This is a genomic window from Streptomyces sp. AMJ-169, assembly GCF_055597585.1.
On the sequence record NZ_JBVLTJ010000001.1, the window covers coordinates 943,712 to 966,787 of the forward strand.

Annotated in this window: 19 protein-coding genes, 1 pseudogene and 1 riboswitch; of the genes and pseudogenes, 13 read left to right on the forward strand and 7 right to left on the reverse strand. The window is 72.4% G+C overall.

Going from position 1 to position 23,076, the window contains the following annotated elements; all coding sequences use genetic code 11:
• The first annotated feature begins 87 nt into the window (after positions 1 to 87).
• From shc to ACYUD3_RS03910, 7 genes are read left to right on the forward strand one after another with little or no spacing between them, the layout of a single operon-like run.
• Positions 88 to 2,109, forward strand: coding sequence for a squalene--hopene cyclase (gene shc / locus ACYUD3_RS03880; RefSeq protein WP_470963454.1), 2,022 nt, complete (start codon positions 88 to 90; stop codon positions 2,107 to 2,109).
• Complete coding sequence (locus tag ACYUD3_RS03885) at positions 2,109 to 2,750, forward strand: phosphorylase family protein (RefSeq protein WP_470963457.1); 642 nt, start codon at positions 2,109 to 2,111, stop codon at positions 2,748 to 2,750. Before shc ends, ACYUD3_RS03885 begins: the two co-directional genes overlap by 1 nt.
• A 5-nt stretch (positions 2,751 to 2,755) precedes the next feature.
• Complete coding sequence (hpnH, locus tag ACYUD3_RS03890; RefSeq protein WP_470963460.1) at positions 2,756 to 3,778, forward strand: adenosyl-hopene transferase HpnH; 1,023 nt, start codon at positions 2,756 to 2,758, stop codon at positions 3,776 to 3,778.
• A gap of 33 nt (positions 3,779 to 3,811) precedes the next feature.
• Positions 3,812 to 5,809: a 1-deoxy-D-xylulose-5-phosphate synthase gene (gene dxs, locus ACYUD3_RS03895; RefSeq protein ID WP_470963463.1), complete on the forward strand. Its 1,998-nt coding sequence runs from the start codon at positions 3,812 to 3,814 to the stop codon at positions 5,807 to 5,809.
• Complete coding sequence (locus ACYUD3_RS03900; RefSeq protein ID WP_470963466.1) at positions 5,806 to 7,191, forward strand: aspartate aminotransferase family protein; 1,386 nt, start codon at positions 5,806 to 5,808, stop codon at positions 7,189 to 7,191. Before dxs ends, ACYUD3_RS03900 begins: the two co-directional genes overlap by 4 nt.
• Before the next feature lie 59 nt (positions 7,192 to 7,250).
• Complete coding sequence (locus ACYUD3_RS03905) at positions 7,251 to 7,898, forward strand: helix-turn-helix domain-containing protein (RefSeq protein WP_470963469.1); 648 nt, start codon at positions 7,251 to 7,253, stop codon at positions 7,896 to 7,898.
• Positions 7,895 to 8,029 (forward strand): DUF6126 family protein, encoded by a 135-nt coding sequence (locus ACYUD3_RS03910; RefSeq protein WP_470963472.1) that lies wholly within the window; start codon positions 7,895 to 7,897, stop codon positions 8,027 to 8,029. The genes ACYUD3_RS03905 and ACYUD3_RS03910 overlap by 4 nt, the downstream gene beginning before the upstream one ends.
• Positions 8,030 to 8,032: 3 nt before the next feature.
• Here ACYUD3_RS03910 and ACYUD3_RS03915 read toward each other — a convergent pair whose 3' ends face one another.
• Complete coding sequence (locus ACYUD3_RS03915; RefSeq protein WP_470963475.1) at positions 8,033 to 8,830, reverse strand: tyrosine-protein phosphatase; 798 nt, start codon at positions 8,828 to 8,830, stop codon at positions 8,033 to 8,035.
• Positions 8,831 to 9,090: 260 nt separating this feature from the next.
• Here ACYUD3_RS03915 and ACYUD3_RS03920 point away from each other — a divergent pair, with 260 nt between their 5' ends.
• The 6 genes and pseudogenes from ACYUD3_RS03920 (at position 9,091) to ACYUD3_RS03945 (ending at position 16,888) form a co-directional block, all read left to right on the forward strand.
• The gene (locus ACYUD3_RS03920; protein WP_470963478.1) at positions 9,091 to 11,163 is read left to right on the forward strand and encodes an alpha-galactosidase; all 2,073 of its coding nucleotides are present in this window, start codon (positions 9,091 to 9,093) and stop codon (positions 11,161 to 11,163) included.
• A gap of 305 nt (positions 11,164 to 11,468) precedes the next feature.
• A riboswitch (cyclic di-AMP (ydaO/yuaA leader) is annotated at positions 11,469 to 11,635 on the forward strand.
• 4 nt (positions 11,636 to 11,639) lie between these two features.
• Positions 11,640 to 12,635, forward strand: coding sequence for a M23 family metallopeptidase (locus ACYUD3_RS03925; protein WP_470963481.1), 996 nt, complete (start codon positions 11,640 to 11,642; stop codon positions 12,633 to 12,635).
• A 327-nt stretch (positions 12,636 to 12,962) separates the two neighbouring features.
• Positions 12,963 to 13,592: pseudogene (locus tag ACYUD3_RS03930) on the forward strand (DUF6250 domain-containing protein); the annotation flags it as partial.
• 149 nt (positions 13,593 to 13,741) lie between these two features.
• Positions 13,742 to 14,527, forward strand: coding sequence for an SGNH/GDSL hydrolase family protein (locus ACYUD3_RS03935; RefSeq protein WP_470963484.1), 786 nt, complete (start codon positions 13,742 to 13,744; stop codon positions 14,525 to 14,527).
• Between the two features lie 179 nt (positions 14,528 to 14,706).
• Complete coding sequence (locus tag ACYUD3_RS03940; protein WP_470963487.1) at positions 14,707 to 15,477, forward strand: SIMPL domain-containing protein; 771 nt, start codon at positions 14,707 to 14,709, stop codon at positions 15,475 to 15,477.
• Positions 15,478 to 15,688: 211 nt separating this feature from the next.
• On the forward strand, positions 15,689 to 16,888 hold the full coding sequence (locus ACYUD3_RS03945) for an MBL fold metallo-hydrolase (RefSeq protein ID WP_470963491.1): 1,200 nt from the start codon (positions 15,689 to 15,691) through the stop codon (positions 16,886 to 16,888).
• Between the two features lie 243 nt (positions 16,889 to 17,131).
• On the opposite strand, the gene ACYUD3_RS03950 is transcribed toward ACYUD3_RS03945, so the two are convergent.
• The 6 genes from ACYUD3_RS03950 to ACYUD3_RS03975 all read right to left on the reverse strand — a co-directional run bounded on the left by ACYUD3_RS03950 (position 17,132) and on the right by ACYUD3_RS03975 (position 23,053).
• The gene (locus ACYUD3_RS03950) at positions 17,132 to 17,281 is read right to left on the reverse strand and encodes a hypothetical protein (RefSeq protein WP_470963494.1); all 150 of its coding nucleotides are present in this window, start codon (positions 17,279 to 17,281) and stop codon (positions 17,132 to 17,134) included.
• Between the two features lie 282 nt (positions 17,282 to 17,563).
• On the reverse strand, positions 17,564 to 18,355 hold the full coding sequence (locus ACYUD3_RS03955; RefSeq protein WP_470963497.1) for a hypothetical protein: 792 nt from the start codon (positions 18,353 to 18,355) through the stop codon (positions 17,564 to 17,566).
• Between the two features lie 34 nt (positions 18,356 to 18,389).
• Positions 18,390 to 19,415 carry a helix-turn-helix transcriptional regulator gene (locus tag ACYUD3_RS03960; protein WP_470963500.1) on the reverse strand — a complete coding sequence of 342 codons (1,026 nt, stop codon included), beginning with the start codon at positions 19,413 to 19,415 and terminating at the stop codon, positions 18,390 to 18,392.
• A gap of 231 nt (positions 19,416 to 19,646) precedes the next feature.
• A complete protein-coding gene (locus ACYUD3_RS03965; protein WP_470963503.1) occupies positions 19,647 to 21,020 on the reverse strand; it encodes an alpha-isopropylmalate synthase regulatory domain-containing protein in 1,374 nt (457 codons plus the stop codon).
• Positions 21,021 to 21,036: 16 nt separating this feature from the next.
• Positions 21,037 to 22,233, reverse strand: a complete 1,197-nt coding sequence (locus tag ACYUD3_RS03970; RefSeq protein ID WP_470963506.1) for a branched-chain amino acid aminotransferase — start codon at positions 22,231 to 22,233, stop codon at positions 21,037 to 21,039.
• A 46-nt stretch (positions 22,234 to 22,279) separates the two neighbouring features.
• Entirely contained in the window at positions 22,280 to 23,053 is a 774-nt protein-coding gene (locus tag ACYUD3_RS03975; protein ID WP_470963509.1) for a thioesterase II family protein, read from the reverse strand.
• Between the last annotated feature and the right edge of the window lie 23 nt (positions 23,054 to 23,076).

Below are 23,076 nucleotides of genomic sequence, written 5' to 3' on the forward strand. Positions count from 1 at the left end.
GGCCGGTGCCGCGAGGAGAGACGGAAGCACCGGCCGACGGCGGACCCACTGCTGCACGACTCTTGACGACTGCACGAAGGGGAAGCCATGACAGCGACGACCGACGGAAGCACCGGGGCCCTGCCGCCCCGTGCCGACTCGGCCAGCGACACCGACATCACCATCCCCGTGGCGGCCGGGGGACAAGAAGCCGCCGTGCGCGCCATGCGCCGCGCCACCGACCACCTGCTCGCCCGCCAGGACGCGCAGGGCTGGTGGAAGGGCGACCTGGAGACCAACGTCACCATGGACGCCGAGGACCTCCTGCTGCGCCAGTTCCTCGGCATCCGCGACGACGCGACCACCCAGGCGGCGGCCCTCTTCATCCGCGGCGAACAGCGCGAGGACGGCACCTGGGCCACCTTCTTCGGCGGCCCCTCCGACCTCTCCGCGACGATCGAGGCGTACGTCGCCCTGCGGCTGGCCGGCGACGACCCCGCCGCCCCGCACATGCTGCGCGCCGCCGCCTGGGTCCGCGAGCGCGGGGGCGTCGCCTCCGCCCGGGTCTTCACCCGGATCTGGCTGGCCCTCTTCGGCTGGTGGAAGTGGGAGGACCTGCCCGAACTCCCGCCGGAGCTCATCTATTTCCCCAAGTGGTTCCCGCTGAGCATCTATCAGTTCGGCTGCTGGGCGCGGCAGACGATCGTCCCGCTGACGGTCGTCTCCGCCAAGCGGCCGGTGCGTCCCGCGCCCTTCCCGCTGGACGAGCTCCATATCGATCCCTCGCTGCCGAACCCTCCCAAACCCCTTGCCCCCGTCGCCAGTTGGGACGGACTTTTCCAGCGCCTGGACAAAGTGGTGCGCGGCTACCGGCCGTTCGCGCTGCGCCGGCTGCGCGGCGCCGCGCTGAACTCCGCGGCCCGCTGGATCGTCGAACGCCAGGAGAACGACGGCTGCTGGGGCGGCATCCAGCCCCCGGCCGTCTACTCGATGATCGCGCTCTCCCTGCTCGGCTACGACCTCCAGCACCCCGTCATGCGGGCCGGTCTTGAGTCCCTCGACCGGTACGCGGTCTGGCGCGAGGACGGCGCCCGGATGATCGAGGCCTGCCAGTCCCCGGTGTGGGACACCTGCCTCGCCGCCATCGCCCTCGCCGACGCCGGACTCCCCGCCGATCACCCGCAGTTGGTGAAGGCCGCCGACTGGATGCTGGGCGAGCAGATCGTCCGGCCCGGCGACTGGTCGATGAAACGGCCGGGACTGCCGCCGGGCGGCTGGGCGTTCGAGTTCCACAACGACAACTACCCCGACATCGACGACACCGCCGAGGTCGTCCTCGCACTGCGCCGGGTGCGCCACCACGACCCGGAGCGGATGGAGAAGGCCATCGCGCGCGGGGTGCGCTGGAACCTCGGGATGCAGTCCCGCGACGGCGGCTGGGGCGCGTTCGACGTCGACAACACCAGCCCCTTCCCCAACCGGATGCCGTTCTGCGACTTCGGCGAGGTCATCGACCCGCCGTCGGCCGACGTCACCGCGCACGTCGTCGAGATGCTCGCCGCCGAGGGCCTCTCCCACGACCCGCGCACCCGGCGGGGCATCGCCTGGCTGCTCGGCGACCAGGAGCCCGACGGCTCGTGGTTCGGCCGCTGGGGCGTCAACTACATCTACGGCACCGGGTCGGTCGTCCCCGCCCTCGTCGCCGCCGGGCTGCCCGAGCGGCACCCCGCGATCCGGCGGGCCGTGGCCTGGCTGGAGCGGGTCCAGAACGACGACGGGGGCTGGGGCGAGGACCTGCGCTCCTACCACGACTCCACGAAGTGGAGCGGCGCCGGGGACTCGACGCCGTCACAGACCGGATGGGCGCTGATGGCGCTGCTCGCGGCCGGGCAGCGGGAGTCGGACGCCGTGCGGCGCGGCATCGCCTGGCTGGCGGCGGCCCAGCGGGAGGACGGCTCCTGGGACGAGCCGTACTTCACGGGGACGGGGTTCCCCTGGGACTTCTCGATCAACTACCACCTGTACCGGCAGGTGTTCCCGCTGACGGCGCTGGGGCGGTACGTGAACGGGGAGCCGGCGGTGACGAAGCCCAAAGTCACCGACCGGGTCGTCCAGGGCAAGGCCGGCTGATGGTCGGGCCGTCCGCTCCGGCGCCGTTGCTGGTCGCCTGCGCGCTCGGCATCGAGCACGTCGCGCTGCGGCTGGGTGACCGGAGCGGGGCGGCCGGGCCGGTGACCGTGCTGCGCACCGGGATGGGCCCGGTGGCCGCCGAGCGGTCCGTCGAACGGGTGCTGGACGACCCGGTGCTCGGCGGCGCCGCCGTCCTCGCCACCGGGTTCTGCGCGGGGCTCGCCCCGGGCATGCACCCCGGTGACCTCGTCGTCGCCGAGGAGACCCGCGACCCGCGCGGCAGCGTCGGCTGCGTGGCCACCGAACTCCTCGTCAAGGAACTCGCGCGCACCCTCCCGGGGCGCACCGTCCACACCGGGCTCCTCGTGGGCTCCGACCACGTCGTCCGCGGACCCGAGCGCGCCGCGCTGCGGGCTACCGGCGCGATCGCGGTCGACATGGAGTCGGCCGCCACGCTCCTGAGCGCCGTGCGCGCGGGCACGCGCCCCGTTGCGGCCGTCCGGGTGGTCGTGGACGCTCCGGAACATGAACTCGTCCGGATCGGCACGCTGCGCGGTGGAATATCGGCTTTCCGCGTTCTCCGTTCCGTCCTGCCTTCTTTCTTCGAATGGCACCGTAATGTGCTGCTCCCCCGGAGGTGAGCCAGATGGCCATGCCGCTGCGTCAAACCATCAAAGTCGCCACATACCTCGCCGAACAGAAGCTCCGCAAGCGTGACAAGTTCCCCCTGATCGTCGAACTGGAACCGCTCTTCGCCTGCAACCTCAAGTGCGAGGGCTGCGGCAAGATCCAGCACCCGGCCGGAGTCCTCAAGCAGCGCATGCCCGTCGCCCAGGCCGTCGGAGCGGTCCTGGAGTCCGGCGCGCCGATGGTGTCCATCGCGGGCGGCGAGCCCCTGATGCACCCTCAGATCCACGAGATCGTGCGCCAGTTGGTGGCCCGCCGGAAGTACGTCTTCCTCTGCACCAACGCGATGCTGCTGCGCAAGAAGATGGACGACTTCAAGCCCTCCCCGTACTTCGCGTTCGCCGTGCACATCGACGGACTGCGCGAGCGGCACGACGAGTCGGTCGCCAAGGAGGGCGTCTTCGACGAGGCCGTCGAGGCGATCAAGGAGGCCAAGCGGCGCGGCTTCCGCGTCACCACCAACTCCACGTTCTTCAACACCGACACCCCGCAGACCATCGTCGAGGTCCTCAACTTCCTCAACGACGAACTGCACGTCGACGAGATGATGATCTCGCCCGCCTACGCCTACGAGAAGGCCCCCGATCAGGAGCACTTCCTCGGCGTCGAGCAGACCCACGAACTGTTCAAGAAGGCGTTCTCCGGCGGCAACCGGCGCCGCTGGCGGCTCAACCACTCCCCGCTCTTCCTGGACTTCCTGGAGGGCAAGGTCGACTTCCCGTGCACGGCGTGGGCGATCCCCAACTACTCGCTGTTCGGCTGGCAGCGCCCCTGCTACCTGATGAGCGACGGCTACGTCCCGACGTACCGCGAGCTCATCGAGGACACCGACTGGGACAAGTACGGCCGCGGCAAGGACCCGCGCTGCGCCAACTGCATGGCGCACTGCGGCTACGAGCCCACCGCCGTCCTCGCCACCATGGGCTCGCTGAAGGAGTCGCTGCGGGCGATGCGCGAGACGGTCTCCGGCAACCGGGACTGAGCTGAACCAGTACGGACCTAAGGGGGCCCGAGCGTGACGATCCTGGAGAACATCCGGCAGCCGCGTGACCTGAAGGCGCTGTCCGAGCCGGAACTCGGTCAACTCGCCGAGGAGATCAGGGAGTTCCTGGTACACGCGGTCAGCAGGACCGGCGGGCACCTCGGGCCCAACCTGGGGGTGGTGGAGCTGACCATCGCGCTGCACCGGGTGTTCGAATCACCGACCGACCGCATCCTGTGGGACACCGGCCATCAGTCGTACGTCCACAAGCTTCTGACGGGGCGTCAGGACTTCTCCAAGCTGCGCGGCAAGGGCGGGCTCTCCGGCTACCCCTCGCGCGAGGAGTCCGAGCACGACGTCATCGAGAACAGCCACGCCTCCACCGTCCTCGGCTGGGCCGACGGGCTCGCCAAGGCGCGGGACGTGCAGGGCGAGAAGGGGCACGTCGTCGCCGTCATCGGGGACGGCGCGCTCACCGGCGGGATGGCCTGGGAGGCCCTCAACAACATCGCCGCCGCCAAGAACCGGCCGCTCATCATCGTCGTCAACGACAACGAACGCTCCTACGCCCCCACCATCGGCGGCCTCGCCAACCACCTCGCGACCCTGCGCACCACCGACTCCTACGAGACGGTGCTGGCCTGGGGCAAAGAGGTGCTCCAGCGCACGCCGGTCGTCGGCAACACCGTCTACGAGGCCCTGCACGGCGCGAAGAAGGGGTTCAAGGACGCGTTCGCGCCCCAGGGGCTCTTCGAGGACCTCGGGCTGAAGTACGTCGGCCCGATCGACGGGCACGACACCCGGGCCGTCGCGTCGGCGCTGCGGCGCGCGAAACGCTTCCACGGGCCCGTCCTCGTGCACTGCCTCACCGAGAAGGGGCGCGGGTACGGGCCCGCCCTCGCGCACGAGGAGGACCACTTCCACACCGTCGCCGCCATGGACCCGCTGACCTGCGAGCCCGTCGCGGCCGGCGGACCGTCCTGGACCTCGGTGTTCGAGGAGGAGATGCTGCGGATCGGCCAGGAGCGGGAGGACGTCGTCGCGCTGACCGCCGCCATGCTCCACCCGGTCGGGCTCGGCAAGTTCGCCGCCCGCTTCCCCGACCGGGTCTGGGACGTCGGCATCGCCGAACAGCACGCGGCGGTGAGCGCGGCCGGGCTCGCGACCGGCGGGCTGCATCCGGTGGTCGCCGTCTACGCCACCTTCCTCAACCGCGCTTTCGACCAGCTGCTCATGGACGTCGCACTGCACCGCTGCGGCGTCACCTTCGTCCTCGACCGGGCCGGCGTCACCGGCTCGGACGGCGCCTCCCACAACGGGATGTGGGACCTGTCCATCCTCCAGGTGGTCCCCGGCCTGCGCATCGCCGCACCCCGCGACGCCGACCAGCTCCGGCTCCAGCTGCGGGAGTCGGTGGCCGTCGACGACGCCCCGACGCTGGTCCGCTTCCCGAAGGAGTCGGTGGGCCCCGCGGTGCCGGCCATCGGCCGGGTCGGGGGGATGGACGTGCTGTACGACGGGGGCGAGGGGGTGCTGTTCGTCGCCGTGGGCGCGATGGCGCCGGTCTGTCTCCAGGCGGCGGATCTGCTGGCGGCGCGAGGGATCAACTGCACGGTGGTGGACCCGCGTTGGGTCAAGCCCGTCGACCCCGCGCTGCCGGGGCTCGCGGCGCGGCACCGGCTCGTGGCTGTCGTCGAGGACAACTCCCGGGCGGGCGGGGTGGGTTCGGCGGTCGCCCTCGCGCTGGGGGACGCCGAAGTCGACGTGCCCGTACGGCGGTTCGGGATTCCGGAGCAGTTTCTGGCGCATGCGAAGCGGGGGGAGGTGCTGGCGGACATCGGGCTCACACCGGTGGAGATCGCGGGGCGGATCGGGGCGAGTCTTGCGGTGAAGGGGGTTGGTGAGGGAGGGGGCGGTGTCGGTGATGCGGGCGGCTTGGGCGGCGCTCTCGGGGGTGCCGGCGGTGCGGGTGGCTCGGGCGGCGCGGCCGGTGTCGGTGGCGTCAATGGGACAGTCAAGGAGAAGGAATGAGCACGGAGTTCGACCTCGGCGCCCTCCTCGCCGCGCGCGGCGGTGAGCGGTACGAGCTGCACGACCGCTACCTCAACCCCCAACTCCCGCGCATGCTGCGGACGATCGGCTTCGACAAGGTGTACGAGCGGGCCGAGGGCGCGCACTTCTGGGACGCCGACGGCAACGAGTACCTCGACATGCTCGCCGGGTTCGGGGTGATGGCGCTGGGCCGGCACCACCCGGTGATCCGCAAGACGCTGCACGACGTCCTCGATCTCGATCTCGCCGACCTCACCCGCTTCGACTGCCAGCCCCTGCCCGGCCTGCTCGCCGAACAACTCCTCGCCCACAGCCCGCACCTGGACCGCGTCTTCTTCGGCAACAGCGGCACCGAGGCGGTCGAGACGGCGCTGAAGTTCGCCCGGTCCGCGACCGGCCGCCCCCGCGTCCTGTACTGCGACCACGCCTTCCACGGCCTGACCACCGGCGCCCTCTCCGTCAACGGCGAGTCCGGCTTCCGGGACGGCTTCGCGCCGCTGCTGCCCGACACGGCCGTACCGATGGGCGATCTCGACGCGCTGGCAAGGGAGTTGAAGAAGGGGGACGTCGCCGCGCTGATCGTGGAGCCCATCCAGGGCAAGGGAGTTCACGAGACGCCGCCCGGATATCTGCGCGCGGCGCAGGAGTTGCTGCGCGAGCACAAGGCGCTGCTCATCGCCGACGAGGTGCAGACCGGGCTCGGGCGGACCGGGGACTTCTACGCCTACCAGCACGAGGAGGGGGTCGAGCCGGACCTGGTGTGCGTGGCCAAGGCGCTGTCCGGAGGGTACGTGCCGGTCGGGGCGACGCTCGGCAAGGACTGGATCTTCAAGAAGGTCTACTCCTCGATGGACCGCGTCCTCGTCCACTCCGCCAGCTTCGGCTCCAACGCGCAGGCCATGGCCGTCGGGCTCGCCGTCCTGTCGGTCATGGAGAACGACCAGACGATCGCGCACGTACGGCGGGTGGGGGAGCTGCTGAAGTCCCGGCTCACCGCGCTCATCGGTCAGTACGAGCTGCTCGCCGACGTGCGCGGGCGGGGGCTGATGATCGGGATCGAGTTCGGGAAGCCGTCGTCGCTGAAGCTGCGCAGCCGGTGGGCGATGCTCCAGGCGGCGCGCAAGGGGCTGTTCGCGCAGATGGTCGTCGTACCGCTGCTCCAGCGGCACCGGATCCTGACGCAGGTCTCCGGGGATCATCTGGAGGTCATCAAGCTGATTCCGCCGCTGGTCGTGGACGAGGGGGACGTGGAGCGGTTCGTGGAGGCGTTCACCGAGGTCATGGATGACGCCCACAGCGGGGGCGGGCTGATGTGGGACTTCGGGAAGACACTGATCAGGCAGGCGGTGGCCAACCGGTAAGTATTTGCCTCTGAGACAAGAAATTTGCCCCGGAGGCAAGGGCGGGGCTGAATGGAGGCATGAGCCTTTCAGAGCCCTCGGCCGGCGAGAAGCCCTCGGCCGGTGACACCGAGGCCGCCCTTCCCGTCGTGGCCCCGCAGCTGCGGGCCCTGCGGCGGCGGGCCGGTCTCACGCTGGAGGCCGCCGCGCGGTCCGCCGGGCTCTCGCCCGCGCACCTGTCCCGGCTGGAGACCGGACAGCGCCAGCCCTCGCTGCCGATGCTGCTCGCGCTGGCCCGCATCTACGGTACGACCGTGTCGGAGCTGCTGGGGGAGCGGGTCGCCGAGCGGGACGCGGTCGTCCGGGCCCGGGACATGGAGCCGACCGAGGCGGGCGGCTGGACGTATGTGCAGGCCGGGTCGCCGGGGCGCGGTATGCAGGCGCTGCGGGTGCGGGTGCCGCACGGCTCGCAGGGCGACATCGTGCGGGTGCACCCCGGCGAGGAGTGGCTGTACGTCCTCAAGGGGCGGCTGCGGCTGCGGCTCGGGGACAGCGCCTATCTGCTCGACCCCGGGGACAGCGCGCACTTCGACTCGCTGACCCCGCACCGCATCGCCGCCCAGGACCCGGGCGGGGTCGAACTGCTCTTCGTCCACACCCTCTTGCAGAGCCCCACGGCCGCGCTGTGCCTGGGGCCCGTCCTAGGAGAACCTGGAGTGACGCCATGACCGAGCGACGCGGGCAGCGCGAGGACCGGTTTCCGCGCGGGCTGTGGGTGCGGCTGCTGATCTACATCGTCGGCGGGCATCTGTTCGCGGCCTTCCTCTGGCTGCTGTTCGAGGCGGGGGCGCGGCAGTAGGGGCTACTCCAGGAAGCGGTCCTTCAGCTGCTCCCGGAGCTGCGGGGTGAGGCCGAGGCCTTCTTCCAGGTAGGCGTCGACCCCGCCCCACCGCTCCTCGATGGCGTCGAACGCGGCCTGGAGGTACTCGGCGCGGGCGTCGAACAGGGGGTCCAGCAGCTCGGTGACCTCGGGGGAGCGCTCGGGGGCCGAGCCGTCGGAGCGGCGCAGCCGGTAGCGGCGGTGCTTGGCGTTGGACTCCAGGTAGTCCGCGAGGATCGCGTCCCGCTCGACGCCCAGCGCGAGCAGCGTCACGGCGATGGACAGGCCCGCGCGGTCCTTCCCGGCCGCGCAGTGCATGAGCGCCGGGGCGCTGTCCTCGGCGAGGGCCCGCAGCACCTGGGAGTGCTCGGACGTGCGCTGCGCGACCATCGCCCGGTACGACGCCGTCATCCGCGCCGCCGCCTTGCCGTCGCCGAGGAGTTCGCGCAGCTGGTCTATGTGCCCGTCGCGGACCATCTTCCAGAACTCCGCGCCGTCCGCCGGGTCGGACAGCGGCAGGTTCACATTGCGCACGCCCGGCAGCTCGACGTCCGGGCCCTCCAGCTTCTGGTCGGAGGAGTTGCGGAAGTCGAACACCGTGTGCAGCCCGAGCGAGGCCAGGAACCGGGCGTCCTCTTCTGTCGCGTGCGCGAGATGGCCGCTGCGGTACAGGACGCCGTACCTCACCCGCCTGCCGTCCGTCGTCGGCAGGCCGCCCACATCACGGAAATTGCGTACCCCTGCCAGTTCGGGCTCGGTCGACGGGATCTGCTGCGTCACGGGGGCTCCCTCCCAGTCGGTCCCGACCGCCGCGGCTTCAGGGATGGGCCGGTGGGACACGTCTTCGACGATACGGCACACCTCTGACGGCGAAGAGGTTGTCCACAGGGCGCCCGGGAGCACGGGTGCCGGAGTTGTCCACAGGCCGAGAGTTGTCCACAGGGCGTTGCCCGAGGACCCCGGGAACCCTGATGATGTTTTCCGAATGGTCGTGTCTGTTCGTATCTGTTTTTTATGATTTTCGATCGTGTGAGGGTCTGATGCTGGAAACCGCTGAGAACGGGCGTACGTGGCTCCTTTCGGGCCCGGCGAGCAGTTACGCCCTGCATCTCACCGAGGGCGGCGAGCTGCTGCATCTGCACTGGGGTCCGGCGATCGCCCTCGCCGACGCCGAGGCGCTGGCCGCGGTCCCGCTGCCGCACGGCTCGTCCTTCGAGTCCCCGCTGGACGGGCGGGAGGAGTACCCGGTGGAGGGCGGCCCCCGCTTCACCCGCCCCGCCCTCTCGGTCCGCGTCCCCGGCCGCCGGGGCACCGAGTGGACCTTCGAGAGCGCCGACGCCGCCGACGGCGAACTGCGGCTGCGCTTCCGCGACGGGGGGCTCACGGTCACCCTGCACTACCGCATGCGCGGTGACGTCGTGGAGCGCTGGGCGACCCTCGCCAACGACGCCGACGAGCCCCTCGAGCTGCTGCGCGCCGACTCCGCGACCTTGACGCTGCCGCAGCGCGAGGGATGGCGGCTGTCGCAGCTGCACGGCCGCTGGGCCGCCGAGTCCCGGCTGACACGGGCGCCCCTCACCTACGGAGAGAAGGTCATCGGCAGCCGGCGCGGGCACACCGGCCATCCGCATCTGCCGTGGGTCGCCCTCGACACCGACGCGACCGAGGAGCGCGGCGAGGTCTTCACCGCCGCCCTCGGCTGGTCCGGCTCCTGGCGCATCGCCGTCGCCCAGCTGCCCGACGCGCGCGTGCAGATCACCGGCGGCGCCGGGCACGACGACTCCGGGCTGCTGCTCCTCGCGCGCGGGGACTCCTTCACGACGCCCGTCCTCGCGGCCCTGTGGTCCGACGGCGGCTTCGGCGGCGCCAGCCGCGCCTGGCACGCCTACCAGCGCGAGCACGTGATCCCGGACGCCGCGCAGGACCGCCCGGTGCTGTTCAACTCCTGGGAGGCGACCACCTTCGACATCTCCGAGGAGGAGCAGCTCGTCCTCGCCCGGCGGGCCGCCGAGATGGGCGTGGAGCTGTTCGTCGTCGACGACGGCTGGTTCGGCGCCCGCACCAGCGACCGCGCGGGTCTCGGCGACTGGACGCCCAACCCGGACCGCTTCCCCCAGGGCCTCAAGCCCCTCGCCGACCAAGTGCACGGCCTGGGCATGCAGTTCGGCATCTGGGTCGAGCCGGAGATGGTCAACCCCGACAGCGACCTCTACCGCGCGCACCCCGACTGGGTGCAGTTCCAGCCCGGCCGCGGGCGCACCGAGTTCCGCAACCAGCTGATGCTCAACCTCGCGCGCGAGGACGTCCAGGAGTACCTGTGGGAGCGGCTGGACACCCTGCTGTCCAGCGCGCCCATCGACTACGTCAAGTGGGACTTCAACCGCTGCTTCACCGACGCCGGCTGGCCCGACGACGCCTATCCGCAGCGCCTGTGGGTCGACCACGTGCGCGCGCTGTACTCGCTCCTCGACCGGCTGCGCGCCGCCCACCCCGGGGTCGCCTTCGAGTCCTGCTCGGGCGGCGGCGGCCGGATCGACCTCGGCATCCTCAGCCGCACCGACCAGGTGTGGACCTCCGACAACACCGACCCGCTGGACCGGCTCGCCATCCAGCACGGCTTCAGCCAGATCCACCCCGCGCGGGTCATGGCGGCCTGGGTCACCGACAGCCCCAACGTCCAGCTCAACCACCGGGTCAGCTCGCTGAAGTTCCGCTTCATCAGCTCCTTCGCCGGGGTCCTCGGCGTCGGCGGCGACCTCTCCGAGTGGACCGGCGCGGAGCTGGCCGAGGCGCGCGAGTGGGTCGCGCTGTACAAGGAGATCCGGCCCGTCGTCCAGCAGGGCGACCTGTACCGGCTCAAGGCCCCCGAGGGCGGGCTCAGCGCCGTGCAGTACGTCCGCGGCGACGACACCGTCGTCCTCGCCTGGCTCCAGGCCCAGCACTACGGGGAGACCGTCCCGGCGGTGCGGCTGCGCGGGCTTGATGCCGGGGCGTTGTACGAATGCCTTGAAACGGGGGAAATCCACCGGGGGGCGGTGCTGTTGCATCACGGGTTGCGGACCGGGCTGCGTGGGGACCTTGATGCGGCTGTTCTCCGGCTTCGTCGAGTCTGAGGGGTCTGTCCGGTTTCGAAATGCTTCAGTGCAACTCGATCCGGAATAAAGGCAGCTGTGAATCGGTGGCGTGAGCAGGGTCATATTCCTGGCCCTGCGGCGCGCGTCATGTGCACGTAATCACGCTGTTTTCCTTGGGGAATTGGGGCCAGGGCGGGGTTTTCGGCGCGGTTCGGGCGGGGCCGGGAACACACGGCGAATCGACAGGAAAGCGATTCGTGGGCGACTTTCGCTTGTCCCCGTGCGTCCCGGTCGCTTACGTTCGCCATCAATCCGGGCGGACGCCCAATCCTGCCGCTGTCCGGAGACCGAACACGCCACCCGTGAAACGGCAGGAGCGGGGGACCCACAGGCAGTACCGCCGGATCCGGACGCCACCGGAGACGGCTCGGGGTAAAGCCGCGACAACCGCGCGGCCGGGCAGCTCCAGCCCGCACCCGACAGCTCACCTCGCAGGCGACGGAGAGGAATTCGCCATGCCCGGCAAGGGTAAGCACCGCCGCCCGAAGACCCCGCGCTTCTCCCGTTCGCTAGCCGTCGCCGGAACCGGCGGGGCCGCGCTCGCCCTTCCGCTGATGGGGGCCACCGGGGCGCACGCCCAGACGACTTCCTCGACCGCGAGCTCCCCCGCCGTGTCCGCCGCCTCTCTCACGGCCTCCGTGTCGGAGAGCGCCGTTCAGGCCGCGCCGGTGAGCAGCCGCAAGAGCACTTCCGCCGTGTACACCGTCCGCTCCGGCGACTATCTCTCGAAGATCGCGGAGGAGCAGAGTGTCAGTGGGGGGTGGCAGCGGATCTACGACGACAATCGTGACGCCGTGGGGTCCGATCCGTCGCTGATCCATCCTGGGCTCAAGCTGACGCTCGGGGCGCGGGCGACCGGCACCTCCGGGACGACCGGTTCCGGTTCGTCCTCGTCGTCCGGCGCCTCTTCGTCGTCCAGCTCCTCTTCAGGGTCGGCGTCTTCCGGTTCCTCGAAGTCCTCCTCCGGGAGTTCGTCCTTCTTGAAGAGCTCGAATACCTCGAAGACCGAGCCGGCGTCGGAGAGTTCGGGGAGTTCGGCCTCCGGGTTCACGCTTCCGGTCACCGGTGCGGTCATCGGTACCGGGTACCGGGTCTCCGGCAGCATGTGGGCCAGCGGGTATCACACGGGCGTCGACTTCGTCGTCCCGACCGGGACCAATCTCAAGGCCGTCGGCGCCGGGACGGTCGTCTCCGCCGGCTGGGGCGGGGCGTACGGCAATCAGGTCGTCATCAAGCTCGCCGACGGGTACTACGCGCAGTACGCCCACCTCTCCCAGATATCCGTCTCCGCCGGGCAGAGCGTTTCCGAGGGGCAGCAGATCGGTTACTCCGGCTCCACGGGGAATGTGACGGGGCCGCATCTGCACTTCGAGATACGGACGACTCCTGACTATGGCTCGGATGTCGATCCGGTTGCTTACCTTCGCTCGCATGGCGTCTCCGTGGGGTGATGCCTGCGGCTGCTAGGCCGTTTGTCTGACGTGCCTCCGCGAGGCCGGAACCGGATCCCCGGGGCCGGCCTTTCAGGGTTTGCGGGGGTTTGCGGGGGTGGGGGAGGGATGGGGCTGCGGGATATGTGGGGTGCGAGGGGGCAGGGTGTGCGGGATGCGGGATGCGGGATGCGGGATGCGGGGGTCGGGGGTGCGCGAGGTTTCCAGGGTGCGCGGGGGTGTGAGGGCTCCGGCTGAGCCGACTCCGGTTGCGCCGCCGAAGCTGCCGCGACTGAGGCCGGCGCTGCCGAAGTTGCCAAAGCTGGGTCCAGCGCTGCCCAAGCCGTCGCGACCGGAGCCGGTGCAACCCAAGCCGCCGCAGCCGGAGTCGGTGATACCGGAGTCGCCGGAGTTGATCACGTCACCCGAACCCCCCACCGCCCCCACCCCCTCGCACACGACGACTTCCGTCACGGCCTCTCCCAATGGGCCGTCGAGTTGGAGAACGGTGGCACAGTCGCCGCCGCCCGAGGTGTCCTGGACGTCGGTGTGCCCGCCGGAGCCACCCTCTGGTATCGGTGGCGGCTGGAAGGTCCGTACGCCATCGGGTACACCGCGACCCCGATCTCGACAACTTCTGGAACGCGACCGACGTCCGCTCCCCGGACGACGACCTACTGCTCGGGCTACGGTGCCAACTACAACACCACGACCCGGCTGCGCCGTTACGTCGGGGAGGCGGGCGTACGGCCGCTCGTCTGCGACTACACCGAACCCCTGCTGACGGCGAACGAGCCGAACCGGGTGCGGATCGTCTCCGCCGGGTCGCTGGTGCAGTGGTGGAACAACGGGCGGCTGGTCTTCGACCACCGGGACCCCGAGCCGTACACGGGCGGGCACTTCGCCTTCCGGACGACCTGGAGCCACTTCCGGTTCGCGGAGTTCAGGGTCCATGCCCTGGAGCACCGACGCGGCTGAGCCCCCCGCTTATTCCCGGATTGGCAAAGTCTTTAAGAGTGGCTTATCTCACCGCCCGTCAACCCCTTCCTACGGTCGCGTAGGTCACATCGCCGGGTGAATCATGGGATGTTGTGGCAGACGATTCGAAGAATGACAGCGGAACAGTGATGATCGGGTCGTACGTGGCGCTCGGGGACAGTTTCACCGAGGGCGTCGGCGACCCCGGACCCGACGGGGCGTTCGTCGGCTGGGCCGACCGGTTCGCCGTGCTCCTCGCCGACCGGCGGGCCGAGGGCGACTTCGACTACACCAACCTCGCGGTGCGCGGGAAACTCCTCGACCAGGTCGTCTCCGACCAGCTTCCCCAGGCCGTCGCGGCGGCCCCCGACCTGGTCTCGCTCTGCGCGGGCGGCAACGACATCCTGCGCCCTGGGACCGACCCCGACGAGGTCGCCGAACGCTTCGAGCGGGCGGTCGCCCAGCTCGCCGAGGTGTCCGGGACCGTGCTGGTGACCACCGGCTTCGACACCCGGCACATGCCCGTCCTCAAGCACCTGCGCGGCAAGATCGCCACCTACAACGGACACGTGCGCGCCATCGCCGACCGGTACGGCTGCCCCGTCCTCGACCTGTGGTCCCTGAAGTCCGTCCAGGACCGCCGGGCCTGGGACGACGACCGGCTGCACCTCTCGCCCGAGGGGCACACCCGCGTCGCGCTGCGCGCCGGACAGGCCCTCGGCGTCGACGTGCCGGCCGACCCCGAGCAGTCCTGGCCGCCGCTCCCGCCGCGCGGCACCCTCGACGTCCGGCGCGACGACGTGCACTGGGCGCGCGAGTACCTCGTCCCCTGGATCGGCCGCCGGCTGCGCGGCGAGTCCTCCGGGGACCACGTCACCGCGAAGGGCGCGCTGTCGCCGGACGACATCAAGATGCGGATCGCGGCGGTCGCCTGAGCCTGACAGGGGGGTGCCGCACTGGCGCAAGCGCCCTGAGTCGCCTGACAGAGGGTGCCTCAGGGCGCTTGCGCCAGTGAGGTGATCGTACGGAAGCCGCGCGGCGGGCCGGTTCTCCGCAGGAGGGGCGGGTGTTGGGATGACCGCGTCATCCTCCCCCTCGCGAAGGACCCGCCCGTATGCGCCGTTCCCGTACCCCCCGTCCCGTCGCCGCGTCCGTCGTGGCCCTGCTCGCCCTGGGCCTCCCGGCCGCCGCCGCGCCCGCCGCGACGGCGCTGGACGGCGCCCCGAGCCGCCCCGCCGCCCGGCTCGCGCCCGCCGCGACGACCGTCACGGTGAGCGGTGACGGCAGTGCGAGCGCCGCGCCCGACATGGCCGTCCTCGGGGTCGGTGTCGAGGCCACCGCGAAGACCGCCAAGGAGGCGCAGTCCGCCCAGAGCGAGGCCGCCGCCAAACTGCTCAAGGCGCTGCACGCGCAGGGGATCGCCGAGAAGGACATCCGCACGCAGAACGTGTCCCTCGGCCCGGTGTACGACTACACCGGCGGCACCGCCGTCCTCACCGGGTACCGCGCGGCCCAGTCGTTCTCCGTGCAGGTCCGTCCGGTCTCCAAGACCGGCGCCGTCCTGGAGGCCGTCACCGACGCCACCGGGGACGCTGGCCGCGTCGACTCCGTCGGCTTCGACCTCGCCGACCGCACCCCGCTCCAGTCCGCCGCCCGCAAGGCCGCCTTCACCGACGCCCGCAGGAAGGCCGAGCAGTACGCCGAGCTCAGCGGACGCCACCTCGGGCGGCTGGTCTCCCTCAGCGAGAACGGCACCGGGTTCATGAGCCCGCCGCCCCCGATGATGGCCGCCGACATGCCCGCCGGGGGGTTCGGGGCGGTCCCGGTCTCGCCGGGCGAGATCAAGGCGACGTCTTCGGTGACGGCGGTGTACGAGCTGGACTGAGGGGGCGGGCGGTGCGGCTGCTGCGTCCGAGCCGGGCCGCACGCTCACCCCGCACGCGCCGTGCTGCCCCGTCGACCGGCCCGGCCGACCGGTCGATCGGCCCGCTCCCCCCGGCTGAGCTGCGCCGACGTCCGCCCGGACCCGCCCCCACGGACGGTTGTCACAGGTGCCGCCCATAATGGAATCCTCACCGATTCCACCTGGAGGTACCGTGGCCGGTCCCCGTTCCCTGAGCCTCGGGCTCCGCGCGCTCCAGCCCGATGCCTTCGGCGCGGACCCGAGTGGCGAGCGGCTGGCGCGTATCCGCCGGTCACCGCATTTCAAGGACGGCGCGTTCGTGAATCCCGGCGGGCCCTCCTTCCGTTCGCGGCCCTCCGGCTCGGCCGGGGAGCTCGCGAAGGCCTTCTTCGACCGGGACAGCAGGCTGCTGCGGGCCCCTTCGGGAACGGTCCCCGTGCACGCCACGACGCTGGCCGACCTCGCGGGCCCGCCCGCCAGCGGACTGCGGCTGACCTGGATGGGGCACTCCAGTGTGCTCGCCGAGATCGACGGGCACCGGGTGCTGTTCGACCCGGTCTGGGGCGAGCGGTGTTCGCCGTTCCCGTTCGCCGGGCCCAAGCGGATGCATCCGGTCCCGCTGCCGCTGGCCGCGCTGGGCCCCGTGGACGTCGTGGTGATCTCCCACGACCACTACGACCACCTCGACATGCCGACGATCAAGGCGCTGGCTAGCACCGACACCCTCTTCGCCGTCCCGCTCGGCGTCGGCGCGCACCTGGAGCACTGGGGGGTCTCCCCGGACCGGCTGCGTGAACTGGAGTGGAACGAGGAGACCAAGGTCGCCGGCCTCACCCTCACCGCGACCCCGGCCCGCCACTTCTGCGGGCGCGGCCTGCGCAACGGGCAGCACACGCTGTGGGCGTCCTGGGTCGTCGAGGGCGAGCGGCACCGGATCTTCCACAGCGGGGACACCGGCTACTTCGAGGGCTTCAAGGACATCGGCGCCGATCACGGCCCCTTCGACGCGACGATGATCCAGATCGGCGCCTACTCCGAGTTCTGGCCCGACATCCACATGACCCCCGAGGAGGGTCTGCGCGCCCACCTCGACCTCCAGGGCGGTACCCCGTCCGGGATCATGCTCCCCATCCACTGGGGCACCTTCAACCTCGCCCAGCACCCTTGGGCGGAGCCGGGGGAGGGGACGGTGACGGCGGCCCGCGCGGCCGGCGCCCGTATCGCCCTGCCCCGCCCCGGCCAGCCTTTCGAGCCGACGGCGGAGACGGTCCCGGACCAGCCGTGGTGGCGGATCGCCGCGATCACACCGGAGGACGGCTGGCCGGAGACACCGGCGGCCGGGGGCACGGTCCCGGTCGGCGAGGGGGAGGCCGCGGCGGCGGTGGCCGGCTGAGGAACGCCTAGAGCTGCGCGGGCACATCTCGGAGCCGCGCAGCCCCAGAGCCGCGCGGGCATATCTCCAGTGCCGCGTAGCCCCGGATCCCAGAACCGGCGTAGCCCCAGAGCGCGCCGACACAGCCCCAGAAGGGGCCGACAGCTTCTGGCTGTCGGCCCCTTTTCCCTGGTTGTGCCAGGGCGTGCGGCTCCCGGAGCGGTCTGGTGGAAGGGAAGTCCCGGACGCGGCCCCGGTGTCGGGTCAGTCCCAGATGAGGCCGTCGCCGCTCTCGTCCGCCTGCGTGTGGCTGGTCTGAGACGGCTGAAGGGCGGTCTGCGCGGTGGCGGTGAGGGTGGTGGTGGCGAGAAGGGCGCCGAGGACGATTCCGTAGAAGCGAAGCGAGCGAGTCATTTTCGGTTCCTTCGTTAGCGGCGGCGGTGGAGCGGGGGCCGGTAAATTCCGGTGAGGGGCCGTTTTGGGCAAACGGGTACCGCACTCGGTACTGCCGGAAGTCTGGTTCGGGGAATTCGGTGGAAATCCGGGGCCGGTTTTCTTCGGCCGCTTCTCGGTTTTCCTTCCCGCGTTTTCCTCGGTGATGAGATTCTGGCCCCCGGGGGCCGCGCCGGAGAAGGGGTTCAGGGGCGTCGGAAGCGGCCCGGCCGCTTTGGGACAGCGGGGTCCGGCGAGGACGGATCAGGCCAGCAGGCCGGCCAGCGCCTCGGCCGTCAGGGGGCTGCCCAGGAGGTCCTCGCGCGCCGCCGCGACCTGGATCCGGCGCCCCGCCAGGTCCGCGTGCGCGCCGGCCGTCAGGGACGTCAGTGCCGTCGCGCCGGACCACAGCCGCGCCGGGTCGTACCCGGACGCGGCAGCCACGTAGGTGACGTAACCGCCGTAGGCCTCGGCGAGTTCGGCGGCCGGTTCGGCGGGGAGGCCGGCCGCGGCGTGGGCGGAGTGGGCGATCTCCGTGAACGACTTGGCCAGCCTGGCCCCCAGTTCGGTCAGCGGGCCGTCGTCCAGGGCCGCCTCCCGGGCGGTGCGCTCCGCCAGTTCCTCCTCGTGCGGCGTCAGGAGCGAGGAGAGGCGGGCGACGGCCGCGCGGAAGCCGGCCGTCATGCCGGGGCGGCTCGGCGGCTCCGGGTCGAACAGCACGACCTGGGGCGCCCGGTCCTGCTGGCGCGCCACGAGCCGCGCCAGCCGGGCCGCGTACAGGCCGCCCACGCGGTGGCCGAGGACCGCGGCCACCTGGCGCCCGGTCACCCGCACCCCCTCCGCCCAGAACTCCGCGAACGTCTCGCCGTCCGGCCGGTCCTCCCACTCGGTCTCGGGCCGGCGGCACTCCCACAGCGGGATGCCGGGGCCGAGCAGCGGGGCGAGCGCGTCGAACGCCGGCCGCGGGCGGCCCGGGTCGGCGAAGTCCACGGCGAGCAGCAGCGGCTGGTCCCAGGCTCCGGGGGCGAGGACCTTCCAGGCGGCCTGCGCGGTCACGGGGTGCTCCTTCCGGGGGGCACGGACGGGGAGGTCACGCCGCCGTGTCCGACGGGACGGCCCGGGTGGCGATCGCCGACGGCGGCCACACGCCCCGGGGCAGCACGCCGCAGGCGTACGCGTGGGCGACCAGGGCGACGCGGTTCACGCCGCCCAGGCGCAGCCGCATGTTGGTGAGGTGGTACTCGACGTTGTTGACGCTGAAGTGCAGCCGGGCGCCGATCTGCGTGCTGGTCAGGCCCTGGGCGGTCAGCTCCAGGATGGCCGCCTCGGTCGCGGACAGCAGGGGGCGGTGGAGGTCGGGGGAGCCCGCCTCCTCGGGCCAGATGACGTCGATGGGGTCGTGCAGGACCATGAACTCCGTCCCCTCGTCCCACGGCGAGGGGACCGTCAGGCAGCGGGCCGTGAAGGAGGTGCCGTCCGGCCTGGTGAAACGGGCCGTGCCCGGATCGGCGGGCGCGGCGGCCCGGTGCAGCAGCCGGCCCGCCATGTCCCGGGCGGCCCGGCAGTGGAACAGCTCCACGGCCGCCGGGTTGACGTCCAGGACCACCCCGGCCGCCGACACCTCCAGCAGCGGCACCGGCAGCTTCGACAGCAGCGGCCCGAGCCCGTCCGCCGGGTGCGGCACGGCGATCAGGCGGGCGGCGTGCCCCGGCGGCCGGTGCGCCGCCCGCGCCCCGGCCGCCGGGCCGGTCCTGGCCCGGCTCACCGCCTCCCTGGTCACCGCGCCTTTCGGGCCCGGCCGGATGCCTTGCCCGGGCAGCTCCCAGGCCGTGCCGACGACCCCGGTGACGCGGTCGTCCTCGGCGAGCTCCGCGTACAGGACGGCCTTCCACAGGTGGGCGGGGTCCAGGACCTCCCAGGTGGTCGTCCGGCCGCGTAACGCCATCCGGTGGGCCGTGCGGAAACACTCGGTCAGATCGGTGTCCCCCAGGTCCCAGCGGGGGATGTGGTCACCCGGGCGCAGCCCCGGCCAGCGGGACGCCCCTCCGGCCTCGGTCACGGTCAGGGACCGGTCCGTCCTCCAGGTCGCGGTCGCGACCAGACCTTCCGTGATCATGTGGGGGCACCTCTTGGTTTCTTCCGTCCGGAGAGGAAAAGGCCGCGTCGGGAAAGGAGCGCTCGGGTGCGGAAGAAAAGGAAGATCCGGAGTGCTGCCGGACCGGGGCCGCCGATTTCCTTCGCCCTTTTCCTGTTTACCGCCAGCTTCTCAAGAGGGTCTTTCCTTTGTCAGGGGAGAAAGCTGGCAGCAAGCGGCTGGGCATGTTCCGGCCACGGAAATCGGGGCTTTTCAGCGTACGGTCCCCGTGGCGGCGGTCATCGCTCCCGAGCGCAGCAGCCAGTGGACGTAGCCGTCGTCGAGGGCCTGCCAGGACGCGGCGAGGACGCTCGGGGCGACGCCCACGGTGCTCCAGCGGTCGTAGCCGTCGGTCAGGGTCAGCAGCACCCGGGTGGTGCCGGCCGCGTCCAGGACCTCGGTGCTGCGGGCGGTCACGCGCACGGCCGTGACCTGCGGGAACAGCTGCGCCGCCGCCCGGTGCAGGGCCCGTTCCAGCGCCTGGACGGGCCCGGCGGCCTTCGCGACGCGCACGGCCCGCCGCTCGCCCGCGCGCAGCTCGACGACCGCCTCGTTGACGCTCCGCCCGCCCTGATGCCCTTCGGCGACGACCCGCCAGAACCCCTCCTCGTACGGCCGCCCGCCCCCGGCGTCCGCCAGCAGCTCCAGCGAGGCGCCGGCCGACTCGTAGGCGTAGCCCAGGAGTTCACGCCGCTCGACCAGGGCCGCCAGCTCCGCCGGGAGCTCCGGGCGCCGCTTCCGGCCGCGCTCCGGCGCCCCGGGATGCGGCCGGCGCACCGGCGGCGCCATACCGGTGATCTCGGCGACGGCCCGCGCGGTGCGGGTCGTACGGCGCAGCGCGCCCTCGGGCAGGACCGTGCGGCCGCGCTTCAGCTCCAGGGCGGTCACGACCTGGAAGAGGTCGGCGTGGCCGGCCCGGCCGCCGTGGCCGCCCGCCGAGCAGCGGACGTGGACGGCGCCCGCGTCGACCCCGGCCAGCGTGCCCGCCACCGCGCAGCCGCCGTCGTCGCGCGCATGGACCCCGAGCCGCCCGCCGGCCGCCGCCCGGACCTCGCCCACCACGGTGCCCAGCCGCTCCGGGAGCGTGCCGCCGGCGGTGTCGGACAGGACGACGGCCGCCGCGCCCGCCTCGCGCGCGGCGCGTACGACGGCCAGGGCGTGCCCCGGGTCCGCCGCGTACCCGTCGAAGAAGTGCTCGCAGTCGACGAACACCCGGCGGCCGAGGGCCCGCAGGTGGGTGACGCTGTCGGCGACCGCGCGCGGGCTCTCGGCGTCATGGGTCTGCGCGGTCAGCGTCACCGCCTCGGTGCCCGCCTCGACGAGCGCCGCGAGCCCCGGGTCCTCGGCGGCCGTGACCCCGGGGCGGCGGGCTGCGCCCTGGGCGACGAGGACGGCATGGCGCAACGGGAGTTCAGCCCGGGCCCGCCGGAAGAACGCGGCGTCACCGGCGGCCTCGATGTAGCCGACCCCGAAGTCGTCCAGGAGCCGGACGACGGCGAGCCGGCCGGCGGTGCTCAGGCCGGTGCCCTTGCGCTGGGGAGCGGCGCGCAATGTCATGTCGTAGACGTCGAAGCGGTCGTCGGGCACGGGGATCTCCTTGTGGTCAGAGGGAGTTGACTAACGCGGTACGGCGGCCCGCCGGGGCGGTCACGGGGGCGGGGCCGGCCGGGGGGACGCGGTGCAGCCAGCCGTGGCGGTCGGGGAGGCGGCCCGTCTGGAGGGCGAGGAGGGTGTCGCGCAGCCGCAGGGTGACCGGGCCGGGGCGGCCGTCGCCGACCGTCCAGCCGCCGCCCGCCGAGCGCACCGCGCCGACCGGGGTGATCATCGCGGCGGTGCCGCACGCGAACACCTCCGTGATCAGGCCGCGCTCGCAGTCACGCCGCCACTCGCGCACGCCGACCCGCTCCTCCGCCACCTCGTGGCCCAAGTCCGCCGCCAGCCGCAGCAGCGAGCGGCGCACCACGCCCGGCAGCAGGGAGCCGCTGAGCAGGGGAGTCACCACACGCCCGTCGGCGTGCACGAAGAACAGGTTCATCGCGCCCATCTCCTCCACCCAGCGCCGCTCCACCGCGTCCAGCCACACCACCTGGTCGCAGCCCCGCCCGGCGGCCTCCTCCAGCGCCGCGAACGAACCGGCGTAGTTCCCGCCGCACTTGGCCGCGCCGGTGCCGCCCGGGGCGGCGCGCACATGCTCCTCGGAGATCCACACCGTCAGCGGGCGGATCCCGTCGGGGAAGTACGGGCCCGCCGGGGAGGCGATCACCCCGAACAGGTACGCGCGCGCCGCCCGCACGCTCAGCGACGCCTCCGTCGCGACCATGAACGGGCGCAGGTACAGGGAGCTCTCCGGGCCGTCCGGCACCCAGCCCGCGTCGTGTGCGACCAGGGCGTCCACCGCCGCGACGAACAGCTCCTCCGGCAGCTCCGGCATCGCCAGGCGGCGGGCGGAGGCGCGGAAGCGGGCCGCGTTCTCGGCCGGGCGGAAGACGGCCACCGAACCGTCCGGCTGCCGGTACGCCTTCATGCCCTCGAAGACCGTCTGGCCGTAGTGCAGGGCCATCGCGGCGGGATGCAGGGGGAGCGGGGCGAAGGGGTCGAGGCGGGCGTCGTGCCAGCCGCGGTCCTCGCTCCAGCGGGCGGTGACCATGTGGTCGGTGAAGTGGCGGCCGAACTCGGGGGCGGTGAGGAGGAGTTGGCGCCGGGCGGCGGGGAGGGGGCTGGGGGTGGGGTTGAGGGTGAGGGGCGGGATCGGGGTCGCTACGGGGGTCGGGCTTGCTACAGGGCTCGGGATCGGGTTCATGGGGTGGTTTCTTTCGCTGGGGAGGGGGCTTCCTGGGGACGGGGGTTCACCAGGCGAACTCCGCCCTGCCGGCGTCCGCCCGGTGGCCGGCCGTGACGATGCGGACGACCTCGGCGGTGGCGTCGTGGAGGTAGAAGTGGCCGCCGGGGAAGAGGCGGGCGGCGAAGCGGGCGGTGGTGGTCTCGCGCCAGGCCTCCAGCGCGTCGACCGGTACGGCAGGGTCGGCGAGCCCGCCGAACGCGGTGACCGGCAGCTCCAGCGGGGGCACCGGGCCGGGGGCGTAGGTCTCCGAGACCGTGAAGTCGGCGCGGACCAGCGGCAGCAGCGACGCCATCAGGCCCGGGACGCCGAACGCCTCCTCGGGCATGCCGCCCAGCTCGCGCAGTACCTCGACGAGGCCCGCGTCGGAGCGGGTGTGCCGGGGCGGGCCCGCAGGGGGGAGCTGCGGGGCGCGGCGGGCGGAGACGAACAGGTGCCGGGGCTGCGCCAGCCCCTCCTCGCGCAGCCGCAGCGCCGTCGCGTACGCCAGCATCGCGCCCATGCTGTGCCCGAAGAACACCACGGGCCGGTCGAGGCACTCCCGCAGCTCCGGCAGCAGTCCGTCGACGACGTCCGAGGCCCGCGTCAGCGCCGCCTCCCCGCCCCGGTCCTCCCGCCCCGGCGGCTGCACGACGACCAGCTCCACCTCATCGGGCAGCAGCCGCACCCACGGCCGGTACATGAGGCTGCCGCCGCCGGAGCAGGGGAAACAGAGGAGACGGGTGGGGGCCGCGGGGCGGGGGGCGGGGCGGCGGAGCCAGGAGGGGACGGTGTCGCTCACAACAGCTCCAGCTCGCTTCGGGC